The following is a 23554-nucleotide window of genomic DNA, read 5'->3' as shown; positions in this document are numbered from 1 at the left end:
GAGGGGATGATTCAGGATGGAGGAACGGAATGAAAACAGGAATGAAATGTCTGATCTTACTGTGTATTGGTGCAGCGCTGTGCTATGGGATATATTCGTTTGATCAGGTGAACAGAGAGAATGATCGGCTGAAAGTGACAACATTCAGCGACAGGAAGTCACAGACCATAAACGGAACAGAGTATACGGTACTGAAAAATATGATTTGCGACTATTCCAAGATCAAGGAGCAGTATCCGGTCATTGAACCCATGTTGGATGTTGACGGAGATGTTGCAAAAGGAGAGCCGGGACGTCTGAAAGTGCTTTTGGTAAAGATGCGGATCAAAAACAGTTCAGAGCATATGCAGTATTTGAATCTCGCAGATATCGTTATTAAATCCCCGGCGTATGGCAATGCCCTGTCCACAGAGATGTTTTGTGAGATCAATCACATTGAGTCCTGTATGCTCGCCATTGCACCGGGCGTAGAGGTGCCGGTAACGCTGCCGTATGAACTGTATGAAATATCGTTTTCCGATGCTCATTTTCGTGATCTGCAGAAGCTGCCGTTTTCTATCGTACTGACATCGTATCCGGACATCCGTGAGATCAGTCTTTCGAACATTACATATAAGGCAGGTACTTCCTCTAAATCTGCACAAAAACAACAGAAAGCAAAGAAAAAGGATACACCGGAGGGTTCCATCCTTGACATGGATCAGGAGTGCATTTATGAGGAAGTGGGATATCGGATCGAAGAGGTTGCGTATACCACAAATGTTAAACGCTATAAAGAGTATAAACGAAAAGGTCTGTATTATCCGGAGTTGGTGGATTCGAAGGGAAACGTGCGGAACGATGATCCGACCGCAAAAGGAGGTACATGGTATATGATGTTTATCAAGTGCAGGATCAAAAACTATTCTGATACGGCAAAACGGATCCGTGCTTCCGTACCGGCGACGGGACATTATATGAAAGATGGCAGGTATGCATATAAAGGGGATAATACATATTTTACCTGTAGTAAAAAGACAGAGTTTTATCCGGATGTCATTCAGCTCAATCCGGGAGAAGAGGTAACGTGTGTTACCGGAAAACAGATGTATTGCCATAAGAAGTACTGGGACATTGACAAGACGGACTTTTACGTGCGGCTGTGCGGCAGAAGCGATGGTATTTCGGATCCGGATAAGCTGGATCCACGTGCGGGTGTGCTCGGAACGGCAGTCAACATACTGGTAAAAAGTTCGCAGATCAAGAAGAAATAAGGAACAGATAACAGGAAATAATGATAAAGGGGATAAGACAGTATGAATATATCAATCGAACACGTGACAAAGAAGATCAAAAACGCCACCGTACTAAAGGATATCTGTTTGGAAATGAAAGGCGGAACAGTGTATGGCCTTCAAGGTAAGAACGGCTCCGGCAAGACCATGCTGATGCGGGCGATATCCGGACTGATCCGTCCGACAAGCGGACGGATCGTGATCAATGGTGAGCAGCTGCATAAAAATATATCGATTCCGAGAAGTATTGGATTATTGTTAGAAAATCCGTCGCTTCTTCCGGAATATGATGCTTCCCAGAATTTAAAACTTTTGGCAAAGATGCAGGGCGGAGTGCCTGAAGAGGAGATCCGGCAGCTGATCCGTGATGTGGGACTGGAAGATGCCGGACACAAAAAGGTAGAGAAGTATTCTCTCGGTATGAAACAGAGGCTTGGCATAGCTGCAGCAATCCTTGGGAGTCCGGACATCATTCTGTTGGATGAGCCGATCAATGCGATCGACGGAGAAGGTGTGGAAGAGATACGAAGCCTTATTCTGTCCCTGAAGAATGAGAAACGGATCATTATCGTGGCATGTCATGACAAGGAAGAGATGAACCTGCTTGCAGATGAGATCGTGCATCTGCGCGATGGAAGGATCGAGGGACAGGAGAATGGAGGGGCAGCATGAAGTTTGGAAGGATGTTGAAGTACGATCTGCGTTATGGTACCGTCAGACGTTTTGGATATTACCTGCTTCCGCTGCTGCTTGGAGTGGCAGATGCCGTGAGACAGGTGTTGAATTATTATAAAGTGCGTAATCCGGGAACCTTATTGGATCACTGGCTGATCATGACGGCAGGAACACAGCCTTATCAGCCAAATACACTGCATTCATACAATTTTCCGACGATATGGCTGATCATGCAGGCATTTATGCTTCTGGTGGTAAACGGATATACATCCGGGGATCTGGAAGAGCATGGCAGCGTCATGATCGTGAAGAGCCGGTCACGTGCAGGCTGGTGGCTGTCAAAATGTGTCTGGTGTATGTTCAGCACACTGCTTGCCTATGTGATCTACTACATACCGATGTTTCTTATCTTTGCATGGCGCGGTATCCCGATGAAAATGCATCTGACCAAGCGTCTCGTCACCACGTCGGTGGAAGGATTCTTAAACTGGAAGACGGCAGATGTGTGTGCCGTGGTTCTGTTTATTCCGGTTGCTGTGATGATGTTTCTGTGTCTGTTACAGATGCTGTTAGAAGTAGTCTGGTCGCCGGCAGTGGCAATCATACTGTTGTTGGTGATACAGGGAATTTCGGCGTATAAACAGAGTGTTTTCCTGTGGGGCAATTGGGGAATCCCGGTCCGTATGCTGAAGACGCCGATTGGGTATATTGGCAATCTGCGGTGCTCCATAGCAGGGATCATTGTATGCATTGTCATCGGAACAATACTGTTTAAGCGTAGAGATCTGCTGTTTAAAGAATAGAGAGGAAAGAATTATGATCGAAACGGAATTAAGAAGAGCATTTCGTAGTCGTGGGATGTTAGTTGTAGTTTTAGTGGCGGTTATCCTGGCTGCCGGTAACTTATATAGTTCGCTGCAGATGGACAGGCACTTTGCGGAGATACGGAAAATGATGTTGGAACAGCATGATGTGACGTATTATCCGTATATAGCATTTGAAAAATATATCGGAGACAATATGTTCCTACCGTATAACGGGATTTATTATATTTTGTTCCCGATCCTCGCCGTGCTGCCGTTTGGAACAAGCCTGGTACGTGATGAGCAGCTGCATTATACCAGAAACATTCTGGTAAGACAGAGTAAGAGAAGATATTTTTTGGCAAAATACATCGCAGCATATGTCAGTGGTGCCGTTGCAGTGTTATTACCGTTAGCGCTGTCGTTTGCACTGTGTGCGACAAAGTATCCGTGTGCGGAATTGTACCAGAGAGCCCAACGTAGCGTCATAATGGACAGAAATATGTTTTCGCAGTTTTATTATACGGCTCCATGGATCTACATGCTGATCTACTGGTTCGTCAACATGCTGGCGGGGGGGATGCTTGCCGGAACGGCGCTGTTACTTTCCCAGTTTATCCATAAGAGGATGTCAGTGGTATTTATCCCATTTATCGTGTATTCCTATATGGCGTATCTTTTTGGCGGCCAGGCACAGTACGAAAGGTTTTCTTTGAAAAGTGTGATCAACATGTCAGAAGGTGCCATCACGGTGACAGCAGAGTACACAGCGGTCATGTTTGCGAGCGTAACTCTGGTCACTTTTTTGGTCTATTATGTTGTCGGTATCACGAAAGAGAGGATACATTAACATGGCAAAGTATCAGACAAACAAAACAAAGCGGGCTGTATACAACACGCTGCGGTGTATCGGTGTGATGCTGTTTGGACAAAACCGGTTTAAGCAGCCAAAATTTTTGGAAAATGCAGCACAGAAAGACAAATATGAGGTCTGGCTGGGGATGATCGATGAGGGAAAGATCAACGAAGTTGAAAATGAACTTATCGAAGAGACGGAACAGAGGAGGCCGGATATGCATCCGTCTGAGTCTGAGAAAATGGCAATGCTTGAGGTGGCTCTACAGATATATAAGTATATCAACGACAAAGATGATGCTTTTTTGGAGAGGTCTTCCTACAGCAGAGAAGAAGTTGAAGAGGGCATTTTGAGCGTGATGCATATATTACATATAGATACCGATATGATATGCCGTCTGCTTTTGTAAATGCAGGAAGGAAAGATGATGTTTCGAAGGAAAAGTATGAGAGCAAAGGTGCTTCCGCTGGGGGCGATGGGGATCAGAGCATGGCCGGAGCAGAATTTTCTTTTTGAGATCCTGATGTCGATGCAGGAAGGGGAGAAATGGATATACAATCATTTTATACAGCTGCGTGGAACTCACTATATCAATCGTGAATGGAACAAGACGGATTCCAGTGTTACATTTTATCCATATGCTATTCACTATCTTGCACCAAATATGTTTGATCTGTGTCCGTTCATAGATAAATATGTACTGCCACGTTCTTTTGTGTTTGGATTATTTTCAAAATTTCACAGTTTTGTGATCTCGGCAATCGAAGAAGGGTTTTATATCTCTACCTTTTTGGATCAGTTTTTTCGCGATGATATGCACGGAAATCATGGATATCATCATCCTACATTTATTTATGGGTACGATGATGCTGCAAAATGTGTTTATATTACCGATAACTTTGAAAATGGGAAGTATGCCAAAAAACAGATATCGTATGATCAGCTGGATACGGCATTTTCTTTGATCACCGGACAAGAGTGGTGTTATGGAGTGATCTTATATGGTGCGAAGGAAAAGGCGTATGATTTTGTTCCCGGATATGTAAAAGAACAGTTACAGGACTATCTGGAACCAAAGAGAGGTATTTGCTATATGGATCGGACACTCTGTCCGGATCCGTTTCATGATGGAGAAGATTATCTGAATGAAGTCTTTTTCGGAGCACAGTGCTATGATCTGATCGATCGGAGTATGCAGGCGATCCTTGAGTATGATGATGAATACTCTGCGCATGACTGGCGCAGTCTGGTGCAGATGTGTGATCACAAGTATTTAATGAGAAAACGGTATCAATATATGGTGCAGCATGGGTATGCAGCAATGGATGATACGCTGCATGAGGAACTGGAAACTTTGGAGAAAGAAAGCCTGATCGCACAGAATATGTATATCAAATATACCGTGACGGATGATCTGGAGACCATACGCAGACTTCGGGAACGGCTGCAGGCGATGAAACAAAAAGACATTTGTGCGACGAAAACGTTGATTTCTTTGGTGGAGACCTGATGTGGCTGTAAGAGGTCACATCAGACAAAAACATTGATCAATGCAGATATCTAAGGTTTCATTGGTTCGAACAACGCAGTAACGGATTTACCGTACAGAAAAGAGGATGAATGTGACGAGAGAAGAGTTAGTACAGTATGCAGTAGAATACACGTCATTCTATGCGGAAAAATATGCAGGTGCCAACCTGCAGGATGGAAAGAGCCTGCCGATCCTTACCAAAGAGGAGGCGGCGCATGCGGGAGTATCTATTATTTCCAGGGAATATTACACCAAACTTGGCACGCCGGAGGTGAAAAGTGCATATACTTCCGGGTCGACCGGGATCAGCTTAGAGGCGTTTTCTACCAATGCGGAAAGCGCAGGACAGCTTTTTTCACTCTGGCTGTACCGGCGGAAATATTATGGGATCAATACCGATTCAAAATTTTGTTTTTTCTTTACCCTGAGAGATCATTATGGACAAACAAAGTATGACGAACAGAAGAATTATCTGGGCATTTCCAAAGAACTGCTGCAACGGGAAAAGCTGGATGAGATCTTTGGCAGGATCTATGCTTTTCAACCGAAGTGGCTGTTGTTACAGCCAAGCATTGCCATGATCTTAGCCAGATACATATATGAGACGGGAGCAGAAGTCCCGGGATCGCTGACGTATATCGAGCTGAGTGGTGAAATGGTAACGGATCGACAGCGCAGATTTATTGAAAGTGCGTTTGATGCAGTAACGGCCAGCCAATACGGCTGTAATGAGATTGGATCGATCGCATATGAATGCCCGGAAGGAAATCTGCACGTGATGGATCATAACGTATATGTGGAGATCGAGCCCTTTACGGAACAGGAACGGGCGGCGGGAACCGGTCATGTGATCGTGACAGCACGGCATAATAAGGTGATGCCGTTTATCCGGTATGATACAGGGGATATTGCCGGGTGGAAAGATGTATCCTGTACGTGTGGCTGCCATGGAGCAGTATTAGAACTGACCGGTGCAAGAAAAGATGACATGATCCGTCTGCAGGACGGACAAAGGATATCTGCCAACCTGTTCCGCAGGGTTATCCAGGCGGTAGAGTGCTGCATGGAGGGACGGATCTATCAGTATCAGGTGCGGCAGACGACAGTGGATACGTTTGAGATTTTTATGGCAACAGATGGTGAACCGGAAGAGATCGAGGGATTATTCTGTGAATTTATCCGGGACAGCCTGGTAGGGGAGGCAGCGTTTTTATTTCGATATTATGAGCAGCTTCTCCCGGATGAACTGACCGGCAAGTTGAAGTTTTTTTGGTGCATGATACCGGAGCAGACAGGGGATGTAGAAAGTGCTGCAGATTAATAACTCAAACTTCCCATAACTCAAATTCTAACAACCACATATTGCTTATTATGTCAGCAATAAATATGATATTTTGCAGCCCACAAGCTAACTTGTTCTGCCGTCAGAGAGCTAAGATAATTGCCGCAGGATGCAGAGTTTTTGCGTGATTTCTTATTTTGTTAAGTCTCTGATGAATACATGCCTGAAGGATTGTCTGAGATGTCCCGGTTTAGCAAGGTATCATCCATTTTTGACGGGACGCTTTCGCTACGATGCGCTACGTCACGTTACTTAATGTCTCTGAAGTACGAGACATAAGTAACGACGAGCGCAAAGTCCCTTTCAAAAATGATGAACACCTTGCTTCCGGGACGACGAGTTCTCCGTAAGGCATGTAAATCAATCATCAGAGACAACAAAATCTAGAAATCACTAAAAACGAAAATGCGGCAAGGCAATTACTATAGTTCTCTGACGGCAGAAATCACTATGTAGTGGCTGCAAAATACATAGTATACTTTGACATAATAAGCAATATGTGGTTCGAAGAATAATTTTCGGTATGGGAAGTTTGAGTAAATAATTAGAGGGAGAGAAAGTGATGGATAGAATGACAGACGGCAGTAGTAACGGCACAATGACAGACAATGCGATGATATTGGAAAAGTTATCAGAGATCCTGCGTCGATATGTAGAATCGGATCCGGAGACCGGAGATCCTATAGTGATCACGGAAGAAACCGACATTTTTGAAGATCTGGGGGCGGATTCGCTGATGGTGATGCAGATCATTGCTGATGTGGAGGAGTGTTTTGGCATTACGTTTGCTGATGTGGATCTGTTGAGTGAAAATTTCAGCAATACAGGCGGTTTTTGTGAAATGATAGCCAGACAGGTGCGGGAGGGATGACGGATGGGCAGGATGGTCACAACAGAGAATATCATATCGTTGATCCGGACAATACCGATATCCGTACACAAAGGACAGCATGCACTTTTGCTGGCAGATAATTCGGCAGAATCCATTGCGTTATATGGCTTTTTCCTGAAAAATAATGTTCCGCTGATCCTGCTGAATGCGTCAATGCGGGATGAGCAGGTGCAGGAATATATGGATGAGTACCGGCCACAGTGGTTTGTGTATCCGAAGAACCGGAATCTGCCACAATATTCCGGTGGACAGACCGAGTGTTCCGAAAACAGAAAGAGGTATCAATGCTATGAAACTGCCTGTGAGTGGAACGGGTATGTGATCGCAAGCCGGGGCAATGCCGGCTTTGAACTTACTTATCATTGGCTTGAGGATCTGGCGTTACTGATACCAACATCGGGGAGTACCGGCGGGCGAAGACTGGTGATGCTTACGAAAGCAAATCTGGCGGCCAATGCCAAGTCGATCGCCGAGTCTCTGCGTATGGATTGTACAGAGCGGTCAGCTGTGCTTATGCCTGTCTCATACTCTTATGGTCTTTCTGTGGTCAATTCCACGATCTATGCCGGAGGCTGTCTGCTTATCCCGGAAACCGATATTTTTCATAAGGAATGCTGGGACTATCTGGAAGAAAACAGAGTAACCGCTATCAGCGGTGTGCCATATGCATATGAATGGTACCGTAAGCTGCATGTGTTTGACCGGACATTTGAGGCATTAAGGCTGATGACAACGGCAGGGGGAGCGATGAGCCGCAGTATGAAGGAATATCTGCTGCAGGAGGCTGAACGTAGAAATGTGGATTTGGCGGTTATGTATGGGCAGACTGAGGCAACAGCCAGGATTAGCAGCTTTTTTCTTAATGAACATCCGGATAAGATCGATAGTGTCGGCACGGTCATACCCGGAGGAAAACTGACAATCTCACTCGCAGATGAGAACGGATGTGGAGAAATTGTTTATGAGGGAAAGAATGTTTTTCTGGGATATGCACACAGTCTGAACCAATTGTTTATTACAGAGCAGGAATCGTATAAATATACGGTGCTTCGCTATACGGGGGATGCAGGGTATATAGATGGGGATGGCTATCTGTATATCACCGGACGTATGAACCGTTATGCGAAGATATGCGGTCAGCGTGTGGGGCTGGATGAACTGCAGACAGAGATTGGAAAAATGTTTGGACAGAAGGTTGCAGCGGTCATGACTGCGGACGGAGAGCGGGAAATGATCGGGATATTTGGAACGAATGAACCGGATGCAGCATGGGAACGACGTGTGCTGCAACGCTATCCGATCCTGCGTGGCAGTGTGAAGTATATTCAGATAGAGGAGCTGCCACGTACGATGAATGGAAAGTTGGATTATAAAAAGCTGCAACAGTATTGAACCCTGGAAGAGTATGCTTTGCCGGGGTAAATTTTAAACAAATCTTAAACAAAAACCACATTGAATCTTAAACAACAGTTGTTTACACTAAATTCATAAGTTATCACAATAGGAGGGAAAGAAATATATGAAAGTGAAATTCATTTTTATAAGTGTAGTATGTATGATTTGTCTTGGTGCTGGGATCCTCTGCCGAGATACTATATCACATTCGCTATTTAAATCCGGAACGCGGATGTCGGCATGGGATAACATGAAGGTGCAATTTGATCTCAATGATCTGGTTGGACAGAAGGATGACGTTACTGCATCGTGGCAGGATGGTATAAAAGAATACCGTACGAAAAAGGGATTAAAGCATGTGTACGATGAGTATGTAAATGTAGGAGTATTCTATGTGTCCGATGATTTTATAAAAACTTCAGGATCAGCAACAGGACATATGAAGTTGTTTAAGAGCATTAAGAGTGATGGCTCTGTCAAAGAGGGAGAGACGATTTCGGTTACGTATTCCTGTAATTATATTCCAAAAAAAGACAATATATATCAGACAAGTAATATTACCCCTATGATTCGTCAGAATGAATGTTATTTGTTGGTTTACGATAAAATAGTAAATTCAGATATATCAGAAAAGTTTGAGACGCATGGAGCTAAGCTGCCAATAAATTATTCAACAGGCAATAGTGCATCTTGGGATATATCTCCATTGCGGCTTTCTGACAGCCAGACCCTTAAGATCATTGAAAAAGGAAAAGTATATACGATAGAAGAGTTATCTGATTATGATCTTTTTACATGCGGAACAGGGATCTTACAAGAATGGTATCGCACCAAAGATGCAATCTTGAGATATTACGTGGGAGATAACTATGCAGAACTTGCAGCCAACTGGAAACGAAAGGAGCGTACAGGTAATGAATAAAAAGAAATACAGCAGTATATGGCGGGTATATGTCAGTGAACTTTACCGATTATTTCATAAGCGGAGTTTTTGGCTTGCGTTTATGGTGTTGTTTTTGTATGCTGCGGCAGATTATCTACACACCGCCAGTTGGATAATCCGGGGATTTGTCAAGGAACCGTATGCCGCAAGCGGCTATTTTATGGGAGCATATCAGAGTTTCAATAAATATCAGCCGATATTTATCAAGGTCTTTCCGCTTCTCATGGCACTTCCCTGTGTGTCAGCGTGGTATGAGGAGACGAAAAGAAGCCGCAATGCAGCTTTGGTCATGCAGCGGACGAGCCCGTTCCGTTATCTGTCTGCTAAAGCAATGGCGTACTTTACAGGGAATGCAGTTATGGTGTTTGTGTGTTATGCTTTGAATCTGCTGGCATGTGAGCTGACCTATGGTGAAGCCTATCCGACACCATTTGGGGAAAGATACACGGAATTATATTACATGGATCTGGCAGACAATCATCCGATGCCTCTGATGGGCTATTATGTGACACATACGGTACTCTATCTGTTTGTATTTTGCATAGTGATCGCAGTGTTTGCAGGAGTGCTTGGATTGTTCGCATATGCCTGCAGCCTGTGGCTGACCAGAAGCTTTGCCTTGGTGTTTGTATTATTATATGGATGCTTTTATTTTACGATGCGTTATTCACAGTATATTAAGGGATTCGATCTGAGCTATGTCCTATGTGTTGGCGACCGTTGGAATACAGGGTATACACAAATATTTTTGCTCATAAATATAGGTCTTGTATTATTGTCAGGGATATTGATTGCGGTGAGACGAATCCGGGGATTGGAGATGTACTTTTGAAAAAGAAAATAATTTTTTTGATGATTGCTTCTGCTTTTTTGGCTTTTTTCAATAATCTTACATTTCTGTTTGGAACCTGTTATCCGGGAAATACGACAGATGATATGTTTGTCAGCAGCATCTTTGATTCTATTAAAGTGGTGAAAACACATTCATTGACGCTGGGTATGCAGAATCTGTTTGTATTGATTGTGTTTATTTTTGTCATGCATGATTATCTCAGTAGAGAGATCCTGAATCAGGGAGTCTACGCATTGGTGCGGATGCACAGGCGGACGAAATGGCTTGTCCGCAGGATGGCAGGGTTGGCTGTTATATGCGCAGTCTATATGGGGATTTATTTGACCATTGTTTACGAACTTAGTTCTTACTATGTGCATAAACGACTGGTTATTCCGCATTCCGCAGTGCTGCCAAAGGCATGGCTGGCATTATTTATGATGGTATATTTTGCGGCTGTGTTTACGGTGGTTTCAGATATTCGGATTGGACGGAGTGCTTCCTGTATCGTTGGGACGGTCGTGTTAGCTGCATTGATCATGATCGGAATGTATGAACCTTACCGGAAATATAAGGATGCCATGTGGATGCTTGCATTAAATCCGGCATGCGCTATGTTTGTTTATACAACGGCAGGGAAAATAGGTTTTTTGAAAATGCTGACTGTGTTTATGGGAGAGATTACAGCTCTTATTTTAGCCTGTGCCAAGTGGCTGGAGCATATCGATCTTATTAAAATTGAAAGTGAAGGATATTGACGGAGCAGATTGCCGGACAGACAGAAAAGGAGGAACACAAATGGAACGAATTGAATTGATTCATGTCAATAAAAAACTGGGTGGTAAAGAGGTATTAAAAGGAGTAGATCTGACGCTGGAGGAAGGAAAACTTTATGGAATTATCGGAGAAAACGGAAGTGGTAAGACAATGCTGCTGCGTCTGCTGGCGGGACTGATCCATCCGGATGACGGAGAAGTGCACTACGGCGGCAAAAAAGTGAAGAAACTGACGCAGGTGGTAAATATAGGTTTAAGCATCGAAAATATAGGATTATATGATGATATGACCGTGTATCAGAATATGAAATATTATGCAAAGTTAAGCGGTGGATGTGACAAAAGGAAGATAGAAGAGACGCTTCAGAGAATGGGATTAACAGACCGAAAGAACATGAGATTTGCAAAGTTGTCGCTGGGCTTAAAACAGAAGGCAGTGTTAGCGCAGGCAATTCTATCAAGCCCGGATCTTTTGCTGCTTGATGAACCAACGAATGGTTTGGATACGGATGCGAAGGATGCGTTCAAAAAGGTGGTTTTGGAAGAAGTTCAAAGGGGCTGTACGGTTGTGGTAGTCAGTCATGATCATACCTTTGTGGAGCAGGAGGTAGATGGATTGTTTCATATGGAAAATGGTGTGCTTACGGCTAAGGCTGTGCAAATGTGATTGGTAAAATTTTATGAGGGGAGGAGAGAATGTTTAATTCTTAAGAATTATTAAGATTGTTTGGAACATATTGACGAATCATCCTTTTTTTGATGTACTAAAAGTATAAGAAGTGGACATCTTACATACATTCATTTTGTACTTTATGATCTAATGTTGAAGAGATGATGTGTATGAAAGACCAGTGGAGATAATAAAGTCTAAATGCTATCAAAAGGGGGATTTCGATATGAGAAAACTAGTAAAAAATGTGCTTGCAATGTTAATTGTTGGAGGAACCGCAGTTGTTATGGGGAATGGAACTGCTTCGGCAAGTAACGGCATAGGTATTAACGAACAAAACTTCCCGGATGCACAGATACGTCAAATTGCCACACAGTACGACAGCAACAAAGATCAAATACTTGACACATCAGAACAGAAAAAACTGACAGAACTGATCGTTATTGAGACAACAGAAAATACAGGAGTTCAGGGAAATGTAATTCGCACCGCCAAAGGCATTACCGCTTTTAAAGGTGTAGAGTATTTTGCAGAACTAAAAAGTATATCAGTTGGTCGAAGTGGAAAACCTCAGTCAAGCTATAAGATTGCAAGTGATCTTTTCCAGTATACCAAACAGGTAAAAACAATTCGAGTTAATTATGCTTATGCAGATCCTGTAGATGCCAAATATAAGGATTCTGATAAACGAATGTTGGCGAAGAATACATCTATTGTTATAGATGATTCTATGCAGTGTGAAAGTTTGTCGTTGGAAGGCGTTCAAGTGCAAAAGATGCAGATTGTCTCAAAGAAGATGAAGAAGCTGTTGATCAAGACTTGTAACCTTCCGGATGAATACACAATAAACACACCAAATCTGCAGACATTGGGCTTAAAGGAAACATATGTCAAGAAGCTGCAGTATGGAAAGATGGATAAACTCAAATATCTGTCACTTGGGCTTAATGTAATTCAAAATGGAAAAGAGAAAGCTTCGCCTGTCACAGTACTTGATCTGCAGAAAAACAAGAACATCGCAGAGTTGTCTGTTACCGGTTGCAGAATAAATAAGCTTGATCTGTCACCGACCAATAAGACACTCCGTTTGGCCAGTGTTACGCAATCTGGGAAATATCCGATCAAGCAGGTCCGCCTCGGCAAAATGGCAGCATTGAAGGGCTTATCTGTTAGTGCAAAATGCGCAGCAATAGATGCCTCTAAATGCAGCCGTCTTAATACATTAGAATGTGCCAGCTATGGGATTTTCAAAGTAAAGCTTCCAAAGTCAGTGCAATATCTTACACTCACCAGTCTTGATAAGAAGGGATGTAAATCGCTTAAGTTATCAAACTGTAAGAAGCTGAAAGCGTTGAAAGTGATTGGCTGCAAGAAATTAAAAACAATAAATTTAGCAAAATGCAGTAAGTTGTATTCATTAAAGTTGAAAGGATTAGCGTTAAAACGTCTCACGCTACCAAATAATAAAAATGGATTAAAAACTTGGCTTAAAAATTATGATTTTGCAGAAGTTTTGGATAAACAGGCAAGACTATTTGAAGATACGGATTATGTTTATGAACCGGCTTCTCCTAATTATAAAATACTTCAAAACACGTCTGTGAAAGTGTTAGACCTCAGCAGATTGACCAAGGTGAAACATGCAAAGACAACTTTAAAGAAAGCCTTTTTGAAGAATAAGAACGTGAAGAAAGTAGTTATATCGCATAGTCATTTACACGCAATGTAATATCTATTACAATCAAATGAGGAGGATTCTTATGAGGAAAAAAATTGCAGGAACTGTGTGTGTAGTATGTTTGGTAGCTTTGGTAGCTCTGTTGGCATTGTGGGTAGCACCTATAATGGTGCAAGTGGATTCTGTAACACAAACAAAGGAAACGTTTTATCGAGAAGCAACAGTATCAGCGCAGAAGGCAGCTATACAAAAACCAGGAGTGATTGATTTTGCTCCATTGAAATCAAAAAGTGTATTACCGTTTTTGAAGACGAAGGCGTGCGTCGCAACTGTTAAAAAAGTAGAAACATTATACAAAAAAGATAGCCAGGAGAATACGTATCAAGCATGTAATCTCGTAGAGCTGAAAGTGGTAAAAAATATTGCTGGTGGTTTTCAGAAAGGTGAGAGCGTATATGTGATAGATTCGGAGATGGCACTATATGCGGAAGATATAGGAAAAGATGGAGTATTTATTCCAGATAAAATGGCATCAGAAATCACTATCTCAGGAGAGAAAGAAACGATACATACAGTTGGTTGTGTAAAAAAATCAGAGTCAAGGATTATGTTGCTTCCTGAGGAAGATAATTATGCGAAAGTCTCGGATTATTGGAAACTAAAGCATTATATGAAGAAAAACAACTATATAAAATAGATAAGTTAAAACCGTGAAATTTTGTAGTCTCTGATGATTGTATTCTCTGCCAAAATGCAGTAAAATAAAAAGGTATCAGGGTGTGAGAATATATTCAAGGAAGGCAGGTAGTAGCAAATGGCAAAAAGCAGACTAATTGGGGATTATCCGGTGATTGGAATTCGTCCGACGATCGATGGACGAAGAGGACCGCTTAAGGTTCGTGAATCTTTGGAAGAACAGACGATGAATATGGCTAAGAGTGCGGCAGAGCTGTTCCGTCAGAATATCCGTTATTCCAATGGAGAACCGGTCCAAGTTATCATTGCGGATACGACAATCGGACGTGTAGCAGAAGCAGCGGCTTGTGCAGATAAGTTCCGTAAAGCAGGTGTGGATATTACATTGACCGTGACACCATGCTGGTGCTATGGATCCGAGACTATGGACATGGACAAAGATACGATTAAGGGTGTATGGGGCTTTAATGGTACAGAGCGTCCGGGAGCAGTATATTTGGCAGCAGTATTGGCAGCACATGCACAGAAAGGTTTGCCGGCATTTGGTATTTATGGCAAAGATGTGCAGGAAGCGGATGCAACGGAGATTCCGGAAGACGTTAAGGAAAAATTACTTCGTTTTGGTCGTGCAGCCGTAGCGGCAGCAACGATGCGAGGCAAATCTTGGCTGCAGATCGGATCGATCTGTATGGGTATTGCAGGATCTATCGTAGACTCCTCCTTTATGGAAGAATATTTAGGAATGCGTGTTGAGTCTGTTGATGAGGTGGAGATCATTCGTCGAATGACAGAAGGTATATACGATGAAGCAGAGTTTGAGAAAGCAATGTCTTGGACAAAGTCTCATTGCCGTGAGGGATGGGATAAGAATCCTGAGATCGTGAAACGAAGCGATGAGCAGAAGGAACGCGATTGGGAATTTGTTGTTAAGATGATGTGTATTATCAAAGATTTAATGAACGGTAATCCAAATCTTCCGAAAGGCAGAGAGGAAGAGATGGTAGGACATAATGCGATCGCAGCAGGTTTTCAGGGTCAGAGACAGTGGACCGACTTTTATCCGAATGGTGATTATGCAGAGGCACTGCTCAATTCCTCCTTTGACTGGAATGGAGCGCGTGAGCCGTATGTTTTAGCAACAGAGAACGATACACTCAACGGTATTGGTATGCTTTTCATGAAACTGCTTACCGGAAGAGCACAAATTTTCGCAGATGTTCGTACTTATTGGAGTCCGGAAGCTGTAAAGAGAACAACCGGCTATGAGTTAGAGGGTATTGCGAAAGAGGCAGGTGGTTTCCTGCATTTGATCAATTCCGGTGCAGCGTGTCTGGATGCTTGTGGTGAAGTGAAAGATGAGAATGGCAATGGTGTCATGAAACCTTTCTGGGAGATGACAGAAGAAGATCAGAAGGCATGTCTGGACGCAACAGAATGGTGCTGTGCTGATTCCGGATATTTCCGTGGAGGCGGTTTCTCCTCCCGTTATTTAACGAGAGCGGAGATGCCTGCTACTATGATCCGTCTCAATATTGTCAAAGGCTTGGGTCCGGTATTACAGATCTGTGAGGGCTATACCGTAAATCTTCCGGATGAAGTATCTGACAAGTTGTGGAAGAGAACAGATTATACATGGCCTTGTACATGGTTTACACCACGCACAACGGGTCAGGGTGCATTTAAGACAGCTTATGATGTTATGAACAATTGGGGAGCAAATCATGGTGCGATCAGTTATGGACACATTGGTGCGGATCTGATCACATTGGCTTCCATTCTTCGTATTCCGGTATGTATGCACAATGTGCCGGAGGAAGATATTTTCCGACCAGCTGCATGGAATGCATTTGGTATGGATAAAGAGGGTCAGGATTATAGAGCATGCGCAGCTTATGGCCCGCTTTACAAATTATAAAAGATTGGACATAGGGGTGGCTGCATTTAATGTGAGGAAGAGTTTTGTAGTAACTTTTCAGAAGAGCAGAAAGGGTTGCACCTGTGTCAGGTGAGAATATGTAGGAGAAGCGTAGTCGTAGGACTACGCCTCTCCGTTTCTTTTGATGTGCAAAGTTTGAGGCATATAACGTAATGAAAGAGGGGAGAAAAAAATGAGAGATGACATGATCTTGTGTCAGCAGAAAGTAGCAGAGGTTTTGGCACAGGTAAATCAAATTGTAATTGGTAAAGAAGAGTGTGTTCGTAAAGTAATGGCAGCGATCTTGGCTGGAGGACATATTTTATTGGAAGATATACCGGGTGTCGGCAAGACAACGCTTGCGATGGCATTTTCAGAGACAATGGCACTGCAGAATAATCGACTGCAGTTCACGCCGGATGTCATGCCATCCGATCTATTAGGTTTTTCGATGTATCAGAAACAGACGGGAACATTTGAATATCAGACCGGAGCAGTGATGTGCAATTTGTTTTTGGGGGATGAGATCAATCGAACTTCACCGAAGACACAGTCAGCATTATTGGAAGTTATGGAAGAAGGAAATGTGACAGTAGATGGTGTAACACGAAAAGTACCGGAACCGTTTGTGGTCATTGCTACAGAAAATCCGGCGGGAAGTGTTGGAACACAGCTTTTGCCGGAGAGCCAGTTGGATCGTTTTATGATTTGTACAAGTCTTGGATATCCATCGTTAGAAAATGAAATTGCAATTGTCAAAGGACGTCAGATTCAAGATGACAAGGCAGTGTTACAGCCGGTAATCAACGCAGAGCAGTTGTTGTATTGCAAAAAATTAGTGGAACAGATTTATATGGCAGACGATATTTATCGTTATTTGTGTGAACTTTGCCAGACAACACGAACCAATCCATTGATCGAGCTGGGAGTCAGCCCACGTGGCAGCGTTGCACTGATGCGTATTTCCAAAGCAATCGCATTTTTACATGGCAGAGATTATGTGATCCCGGGGGATATCGATGAAATCTTTTTGGATGTTGCGGCACATAGGCTCGTGCGAAGCGCTAAAGCAAAGGCGGCAAAGAGATCAGCAGAATCTATTTTGATCGAAGTAATGCAGAACGTGAAAAAGCCGACTGCTGCAAGACGTTAAGAAATGCAGGGGGGTACGGATGAAAAATTTTATTACGGGACTCATTACGGCAGGGGTCGTAGTGTATGTGGCATTGATCTATCATAGTACGGGGATGCTCTATTGTGCAGTATGGATCGTATGCTTTTTGCTGCTTTTGATAGGTTTTCATTTACTTTTTTTTCGCAAACTTCGGTTTTCTTTTGACAAAATCACAGAAACAGTTGCCTCCGGCGAGCAAATGACATTAGCAGTTTTGGCACAGAATCGCTGCTTTTTGCCATCTGGTCGTATTCGTATTGTCGTAGAGGCATATCACGTGCTGAACGATACGACAGGGGAGATCATTATAGACTGCATGCTTCCGGGAGGTCTGCAGCGCAGATCGGCACAGCCGATACGAATTCGCGGAGAGTGGACGCCTTCATATCCGGGAGGTGTTTATTTTCGGTTGGTATCTGTGAGACATTATGATTACTTTGGATTTACGAGTATCGGTGTGTCGCGTCGCAATCTGGATCAAAGTGAAGTGCTGGCAGTCTTGCCGGTTTATCATGAAATAGGAATATCGGCGGGAGTTAAATATCATACACAGCATTTGGAGCAAGAGGGAGACGACAGTACATCAATGGAAAAGAATCCACCGGAAGTATCAGAGATTCGAGAATACCGTCCGGGAGATCGTATGCACAATATACATTGGAAACTATCGGCGAAGCGGGATGAGATTATGGTGTACGAATTTATTTCTGAGCAGAATATTATGCCGGTTATTTATTTGGCACCGGTAAAAGATGCAGAACAGCTTCTTGCTTATATCACATTTTTGTTTTCACTATCCATTAAGCTGCTGCAAAAAGGCTGTGCACACATTTTGGTGTATTGCCTAGAGGATGCGGTAGGAAGATGCAAAATAAAAGATGAAGGTGATCTGAATGATTGTATTGCGCTGCTGCGTGTAGATATGCTGGTTGGCAGCAGAGATATTGATCAAATGCGAATTGCCTATCAGGATAGATATGGACAATCACAATCGGCAGAGTGGATCTTGTCGGATAAAGTGTGTCAGACATTGGATGGCGAAGAGATTGCAGAATTTGCCTTGGAGCAAGAGGGGAGGAAACGAGATGAGTAAAAGAAGTTTTCTCTCGCAGTTGCTGCTTAGACTGCTTGCTGTTACAGGGTTGTTTTTGATCATGAACGGAACGGTTTGCATGTTGAGCCAAACGTTTGATGCATCGATTCACACAGGGAGAGCTGCGCTGATTTTTGGAATCGCAGCCGTGCTATTTACCGCGGTTTCTATGATAGATCGCCGTAAAGCAGCGGTGATCGGTCATATTGCAATATTATGCGTATTGGCTTTGTTTGTCTGGGTAAAATGCCGTGCGCTTATGAACAGTGCGATGTATTTTGCAGACAGGGTCAATCAAAGATATTCTGCTTATACAGGCAGTGGGCTGATCGCAGAAAGCTTGCGTAAAGTGAATGGACATGCAGACATGGCGCTTATTTTTGGATGCATCTTGATCGGTTATCTGGCGGCATTTATGATGCTGCAGCTTTCTTGGGAGATATTAGCGTATACGCCGGTTTATCTGGCAATCTCCGGCTGCTTGTGCTGTGGCAGGGCACCGGGCAAAAATACAATCATCCAGTTAATTGCCGGCATGGTAATTTTGTTGTTGTGTAAAATGTTTCGCAGAAAGTCAGGATATATTACCAGTATTCAAGAAAATTTGCGGGATCGTGTCTGGAATATGCTGCGCAGACAATATGAGTATATACGGAAACAGAGCAAGCGTACGAAAACGCGTACCAAAATGGTTCGAATACATTGGCGCAAAATGATGCCGCACAACATCGTGCCTGCGTTAGTTGCTGCCTGTATTTTGCTGGCGGTAAGTATGTGCGTCGGTGGTGTCGTAACACATAAGATTGAGAAACCGGTTTTGAAGCATTCGGCTGTTTTTCAGCGTAAAGAGATGAAGTTGGAGAAGCAGTTGATCGAAAAGATCCAGCAGGCGGCACAGTTTGTGCGTAGCAAAGGTGGCATTGGCGGCGAGGGCATCATGAGCAATACTGCACCGCATTACACCGGCAAAAAGATTATGACGGTCACCTTGGATTTTGAACCGGATAGTGATCTGTATTTTCGCGGTTTTACCGGTGAGACGTATCATAATGGTGTATGGTCTGCGGGAGACGACAAAGAGTTTAAGGAACAGTTTGAAGATGTGCAAACATACCTTTGGGGGCAGAACTATGGAGTTCTGGCAGTGGAGGCTTCCTATTCCAAAAGTCTGCAAAGTGCGATACAGAATGGCGAGATCACAGTGGAATATCATGGAATGTCACCCATTGGCGGCAAGGCGTTTTTGCCGTATTTTGCAAATTTGAGGACGGCGGACAGCAACTCGTCGGACACGGTCGTGAAACTGATCGGAGATGGAGAGATCAAGCGGGCTAAGAAATCCTATACGACAGATTATTATCTAATGTCACAAACGGAGCAGAAATCATATATTTCCTCAATTGATGATCCGAGTTTGTACGAAGACGATTACGATTCGGATGATACGTTAGAGTACAGCAGTATCGAACAGTCTATAGAAAAGAAATATACGGAGTATGCTTCGAGACATTATGGATCCTACAATGCACCGGAGTTAGAAAAATATAAAAAGCTTGTCCAAAAATATTTTAAGGGTTATTATTCAGCGGACCAAGAAGGAGATCTTTTGTGGGCGGTAAATGGTGTTGCAGAGCTTTTGGCTGAAAACACTTCCTATAGCCTGGAGCTTGACAGCGTACCGGCAGGACAGGACTATGCGGAATATTTTTTGTTTGGACAAAAGAAAGGTTACTGCGAGCATTATGCGACAGCGGCAACGATATTACTTCGTGATCTGGGTGTGCCTGCAAGATATGTATCCGGTTATCGGCTTTCTAAGAAGAGTTTTCATAAAGGGAAAGACGGAAAGTACACAGCGACGGTGATTGATTCTGATGCACATGCCTGGACGGAGACATATGGCGAACACTTTGGATGGATGCCGTGGGATATGACGCCGTCTACGGCAGGGAATGGAGGAGATGACCAATCGGCAGAGGCGACAGCAACGGCGGCACCGGCAGAAGCGCAGAGTGCCACACCGGAGCCAACGGAGACAGCGGCAGCTATCACACAGGAACCGGATGAAGAGCCGCTTGAGACGCTGGAACCGACACCTGTTCCAACACCAAAGCAAAAGGCGGATGTGTCGGGCAAAAAGAACGCCAAGGATCATCACAATGGACAGAAGCGGTCCGTTCATTTGACAGTACCGCAGATAGTATTGATTTTGCTTGTTTTGCTTGTGATTTTTGTCGTGTTGTGTTTTAGACTGCGGCAGGAAAACCGAAAACATAGGATCGTGACAGCGAGCAGGAAGAAGGGAAAAATTGCGGTTGGACGCAGTATCTCTTATCTGATGGATGCATTGTGGCTTGCCGGAAATGCCGTACCAAAAGGTTCTGGTGAACAGGGGCTGCAGAAGCTTTTAGAAACCAATTTACAGGGAGCAGTTTCGCAAGAGCAGCGGCAATGGTATTTCGAGACGATCTGGCGCAGCGGTTATAGTCCCGATGATATATCGCCGGAGGAACAGCAGAAGTTCTGGAAACAGACGAGAGAATACGTACAGGCTATTCGAAACAGTGCCGGTAAATTGCGTAAAGTCCTGTTTTTCTTGATGTTCCCACGTTAACTCTGGTATATTATTTGATGAAAAAAGAGCAAAATGTTTTGCTCTTTTTTTCTATTCTTTTCAAAAAAAATGTGGTAAAATATCATCGGAGTGTTTTGCCGATGGGTGGGACATTGCGAAAATGGTTAATTTAATACGGATGGAGGACATTATGTACGAGAATGAGATCCAAAGCATCGCAGCCAGAGAAAGTGATGCAGAAATTTATGCAGGATTATTGCAGTTGACGAAAGATATCGCAAAGCAGAAGGGTCAGATTCAGGGCAAGAAGAAACTTTATTACATTTCAGCGGAGTTTTTGATCGGTAAGCTGCTCTCAAACAATTTGATCAATTTAGGAATTTACGATCAGGTAGCCAATGCGTTGAAAGAGCATGGTAAGAGTTTGGCACAGATTGAGGAAATAGAGAATGAGCCATCTCTTGGTAATGGTGGATTAGGCCGTTTGGCGGCATGTTTTTTGGATTCGATCGCAACACTTGGTCTTCCGGGAGACGGTGTCGGCTTGAATTATCATTTGGGACTTTTTCAGCAGAAATTCGAAAACAATTTGCAGAAAGAGATGCCAAATCCGTGGATTACGGATCCGAGTGTCTTGCGACGTACTAATGTGAGTTATCCGGTTATTTTCGGTGGGCAGACAGTGCAGTCGGTCATGTATGAAATTGATGTAACAGGATATGATAACCAGTGTAATACACTCAAATTATTTGATATTGATACGGTAGATGAAAGTATTGTTGAAGGAGATGGAATTAACTTCGATAAAGAGGATATCCGCCGTAATCTTACATTGTTTTTGTATCCGGATGACAGTGACTATCAGGGACAACTGCTTCGTATCTATCAGCAATACTTTATGGTCAGCAATGCAGCGCAGCTGATCATTGATGAGGCGGTGGCTAAGGGCAGTAACATTCATGATCTGGCTGATTATGCAGTCGTCCAGATTAACGACACGCACCCAACGATGGTTATTCCGGAGTTGATCCGTCTGCTGTTACTTCGTGATATTAATATTGACGAAGCAATCGACATTGTATCTAAGATGTGTGCATACACAAACCACACGATATTGGCAGAGGCACTGGAAACTTGGCCGATTTGGTATTTGGAGAAAGTAGTGCCGCAGTTGATCCCGGTTATCAAGATGCTGGATGTTAAGGCCAAAGAAAAATATGGGGATGAACGCGTTGCAATCATTGACAAGGATCAGCGCGTGCACATGGCACATATCGATATTCACTATGGATTTAGCGTAAATGGTGTTGCAGCACTGCATACGGAAATCTTAGAGAAGAGTGAGTTGAAGCCGTTTAAGGATATTTATCCAAATAAGTTCAATAACAAGACAAACGGTATCACATTCCGCCGCTGGCTGCTGCATTGTAATCATGAACTGACATCTTTGATCACGGATATGATCGGTGAGGGTTATAAAAAGGATGCTTCTGAATTGGAAAACCTGCAGAAATTTGCAGATGATCCGGCATTTGTCAAGGCTCTTTTGAATGTGAAACAGACCAAGAAGACAGAATTTAAGCAATATTTGCAGGATAAAGAGGGAATCACGATCGACGATCATTCCATCTTTGATGTTCAGGTCAAACGTCTGCATGAATATAAGAGACAGCAGATGAATGCATTGTATATTATTTACAAATATATGGACATTAAGGCGGGGAATAAGCCAAAGACGCCGATCACTATGATCTTCGGTGCCAAAGCGGCTCCTGCCTATACGATCGCAAAGGATATTATTCACTTGATCCTCTGCCTGTCAGAGTTGATCAGTAAGGATCCGGAAGTGAGTCCGTATCTGAAAGTTGTCATGTTAGAGAATTATAACGTCACTTATGCGGAGAAGGTTATTCCGGCAGCAGATATTTCAGAGCAGATCTCACTCGCATCTAAGGAAGCATCGGGAACCGGTAACATGAAATTCATGCTGAATGGTGCGATCACGCTTGGTACGGAAGATGGCGCCAATGTAGAGATCCATCAGTTTGTTGGCGATGACAATATTTATATTTTTGGTGAATCCAGTGAAGATGTCATTGCGTTGTATGACAAGGCAGCTTACAGTGCAGAAAAGATCTATGATGCAGATCCTGAAATTGCAAAACTTGTTGACTTTATTATTAGCAAGGAGATGTTTGCGATTGGTAATAAGAAGAGTTTGATCCGTTTGTATATGGAGATCGTGACCAAAGATTGGTTTATGACATTGCTTGATCTCAAAGATTATATTAAGGTCAAAGAGCAGGCGCTTAAGGATTACGAGGATCGTGATGCTTGGGCACAGAAAATGATCGTGAATATTTCAAAAGCGGGATTTTTCTCTTCTGACCGCACGATTGCGCAGTACAATGAAGATATTTGGAAATTAAAATAA

At 43.3% G+C, this 23554-nt stretch carries 20 protein-coding genes; all 20 read left to right on the top strand.

Annotation, left to right across the window (positions count from 1 at the left end):
- The first annotated feature begins 29 nt into the window (after window positions 1-29).
- The 20 genes from ACSAJE_RS07265 to ACSAJE_RS07170 all read left to right on the top strand — a co-directional run bounded on the left by ACSAJE_RS07265 (window position 30) and on the right by ACSAJE_RS07170 (window position 23554).
- The gene (locus tag ACSAJE_RS07265; RefSeq protein ID WP_458008686.1) at window positions 30-1253 is read left to right on the top strand and encodes a hypothetical protein; all 1224 of its coding nucleotides are present in this window, start codon (window positions 30-32) and stop codon (window positions 1251-1253) included.
- Between the two features lie 42 nt (window positions 1254-1295).
- The gene (locus ACSAJE_RS07260) at window positions 1296-1946 is read left to right on the top strand and encodes an ATP-binding cassette domain-containing protein (RefSeq protein ID WP_118690287.1); all 651 of its coding nucleotides are present in this window, start codon (window positions 1296-1298) and stop codon (window positions 1944-1946) included.
- Window positions 1943-2752 carry a hypothetical protein gene (locus tag ACSAJE_RS07255; RefSeq protein WP_118690286.1) on the top strand — a complete coding sequence of 270 codons (810 nt, stop codon included), beginning with the start codon at window positions 1943-1945 and terminating at the stop codon, window positions 2750-2752. The genes ACSAJE_RS07260 and ACSAJE_RS07255 overlap by 4 nt, the downstream gene beginning before the upstream one ends.
- Before the next feature lie 13 nt (window positions 2753-2765).
- Window positions 2766-3602, top strand: coding sequence for a hypothetical protein (locus ACSAJE_RS07250; RefSeq protein WP_458008685.1), 837 nt, complete (start codon window positions 2766-2768; stop codon window positions 3600-3602).
- Window position 3603: 1 nt separating this feature from the next.
- On the top strand, window positions 3604-4017 hold the full coding sequence (locus tag ACSAJE_RS07245; RefSeq protein WP_022025604.1) for a DUF6483 family protein: 414 nt from the start codon (window positions 3604-3606) through the stop codon (window positions 4015-4017).
- 36 nt (window positions 4018-4053) lie between these two features.
- Window positions 4054-5118: a hypothetical protein gene (locus ACSAJE_RS07240; protein WP_458008684.1), complete on the top strand. Its 1065-nt coding sequence runs from the start codon at window positions 4054-4056 to the stop codon at window positions 5116-5118.
- Window positions 5119-5230: 112 nt separating this feature from the next.
- Window positions 5231-6460, top strand: a complete 1230-nt coding sequence (locus ACSAJE_RS07235) for a hypothetical protein (protein WP_458008683.1) — start codon at window positions 5231-5233, stop codon at window positions 6458-6460.
- A 583-nt stretch (window positions 6461-7043) separates the two neighbouring features.
- Window positions 7044-7352 (top strand): acyl carrier protein, encoded by a 309-nt coding sequence (locus tag ACSAJE_RS07230; protein WP_458008682.1) that lies wholly within the window; start codon window positions 7044-7046, stop codon window positions 7350-7352.
- A 3-nt stretch (window positions 7353-7355) separates the two neighbouring features.
- Window positions 7356-8765 carry an AMP-binding protein gene (locus ACSAJE_RS07225; RefSeq protein WP_458008681.1) on the top strand — a complete coding sequence of 470 codons (1410 nt, stop codon included), beginning with the start codon at window positions 7356-7358 and terminating at the stop codon, window positions 8763-8765.
- 127 nt (window positions 8766-8892) lie between these two features.
- Window positions 8893-9690, top strand: a complete 798-nt coding sequence (locus ACSAJE_RS07220; RefSeq protein WP_458008680.1) for a hypothetical protein — start codon at window positions 8893-8895, stop codon at window positions 9688-9690.
- Window positions 9683-10543, top strand: coding sequence for a hypothetical protein (locus ACSAJE_RS07215; protein ID WP_118689982.1), 861 nt, complete (start codon window positions 9683-9685; stop codon window positions 10541-10543). Before ACSAJE_RS07220 ends, ACSAJE_RS07215 begins: the two co-directional genes overlap by 8 nt.
- Window positions 10540-11301, top strand: a complete 762-nt coding sequence (locus ACSAJE_RS07210; protein ID WP_458008679.1) for a hypothetical protein — start codon at window positions 10540-10542, stop codon at window positions 11299-11301. Before ACSAJE_RS07215 ends, ACSAJE_RS07210 begins: the two co-directional genes overlap by 4 nt.
- Window positions 11302-11341: 40 nt before the next feature.
- A complete protein-coding gene (locus tag ACSAJE_RS07205) occupies window positions 11342-11986 on the top strand; it encodes an ATP-binding cassette domain-containing protein (RefSeq protein WP_458008678.1) in 645 nt (214 codons plus the stop codon).
- A 229-nt stretch (window positions 11987-12215) separates the two neighbouring features.
- Complete coding sequence (locus tag ACSAJE_RS07200; RefSeq protein WP_458008677.1) at window positions 12216-13718, top strand: hypothetical protein; 1503 nt, start codon at window positions 12216-12218, stop codon at window positions 13716-13718.
- A gap of 31 nt (window positions 13719-13749) precedes the next feature.
- A complete protein-coding gene (locus ACSAJE_RS07195) occupies window positions 13750-14364 on the top strand; it encodes a hypothetical protein (RefSeq protein ID WP_022025778.1) in 615 nt (204 codons plus the stop codon).
- Window positions 14365-14481: 117 nt separating this feature from the next.
- Window positions 14482-16278: an L-fucose isomerase gene (locus ACSAJE_RS07190; protein WP_458008676.1), complete on the top strand. Its 1797-nt coding sequence runs from the start codon at window positions 14482-14484 to the stop codon at window positions 16276-16278.
- 193 nt (window positions 16279-16471) lie between these two features.
- A complete protein-coding gene (locus tag ACSAJE_RS07185) occupies window positions 16472-17431 on the top strand; it encodes an AAA family ATPase (RefSeq protein WP_458008675.1) in 960 nt (319 codons plus the stop codon).
- Between the two features lie 19 nt (window positions 17432-17450).
- Entirely contained in the window at window positions 17451-18545 is a 1095-nt protein-coding gene (locus ACSAJE_RS07180) for a DUF58 domain-containing protein (protein ID WP_458008674.1), read from the top strand.
- The gene (locus ACSAJE_RS07175; protein ID WP_458008673.1) at window positions 18538-21159 is read left to right on the top strand and encodes a transglutaminase-like domain-containing protein; all 2622 of its coding nucleotides are present in this window, start codon (window positions 18538-18540) and stop codon (window positions 21157-21159) included. Before ACSAJE_RS07180 ends, ACSAJE_RS07175 begins: the two co-directional genes overlap by 8 nt.
- A 151-nt stretch (window positions 21160-21310) precedes the next feature.
- Complete coding sequence (locus ACSAJE_RS07170; protein WP_458008672.1) at window positions 21311-23554, top strand: glycogen/starch/alpha-glucan phosphorylase; 2244 nt, start codon at window positions 21311-21313, stop codon at window positions 23552-23554.

The sequence above is a fragment of the Jutongia sp. SJQ-6 genome, assembly GCF_054161275.1.
Note: the sequence above shows the minus strand (reverse complement) of the source record. Positions and strands in the feature narration are given on the sequence as shown.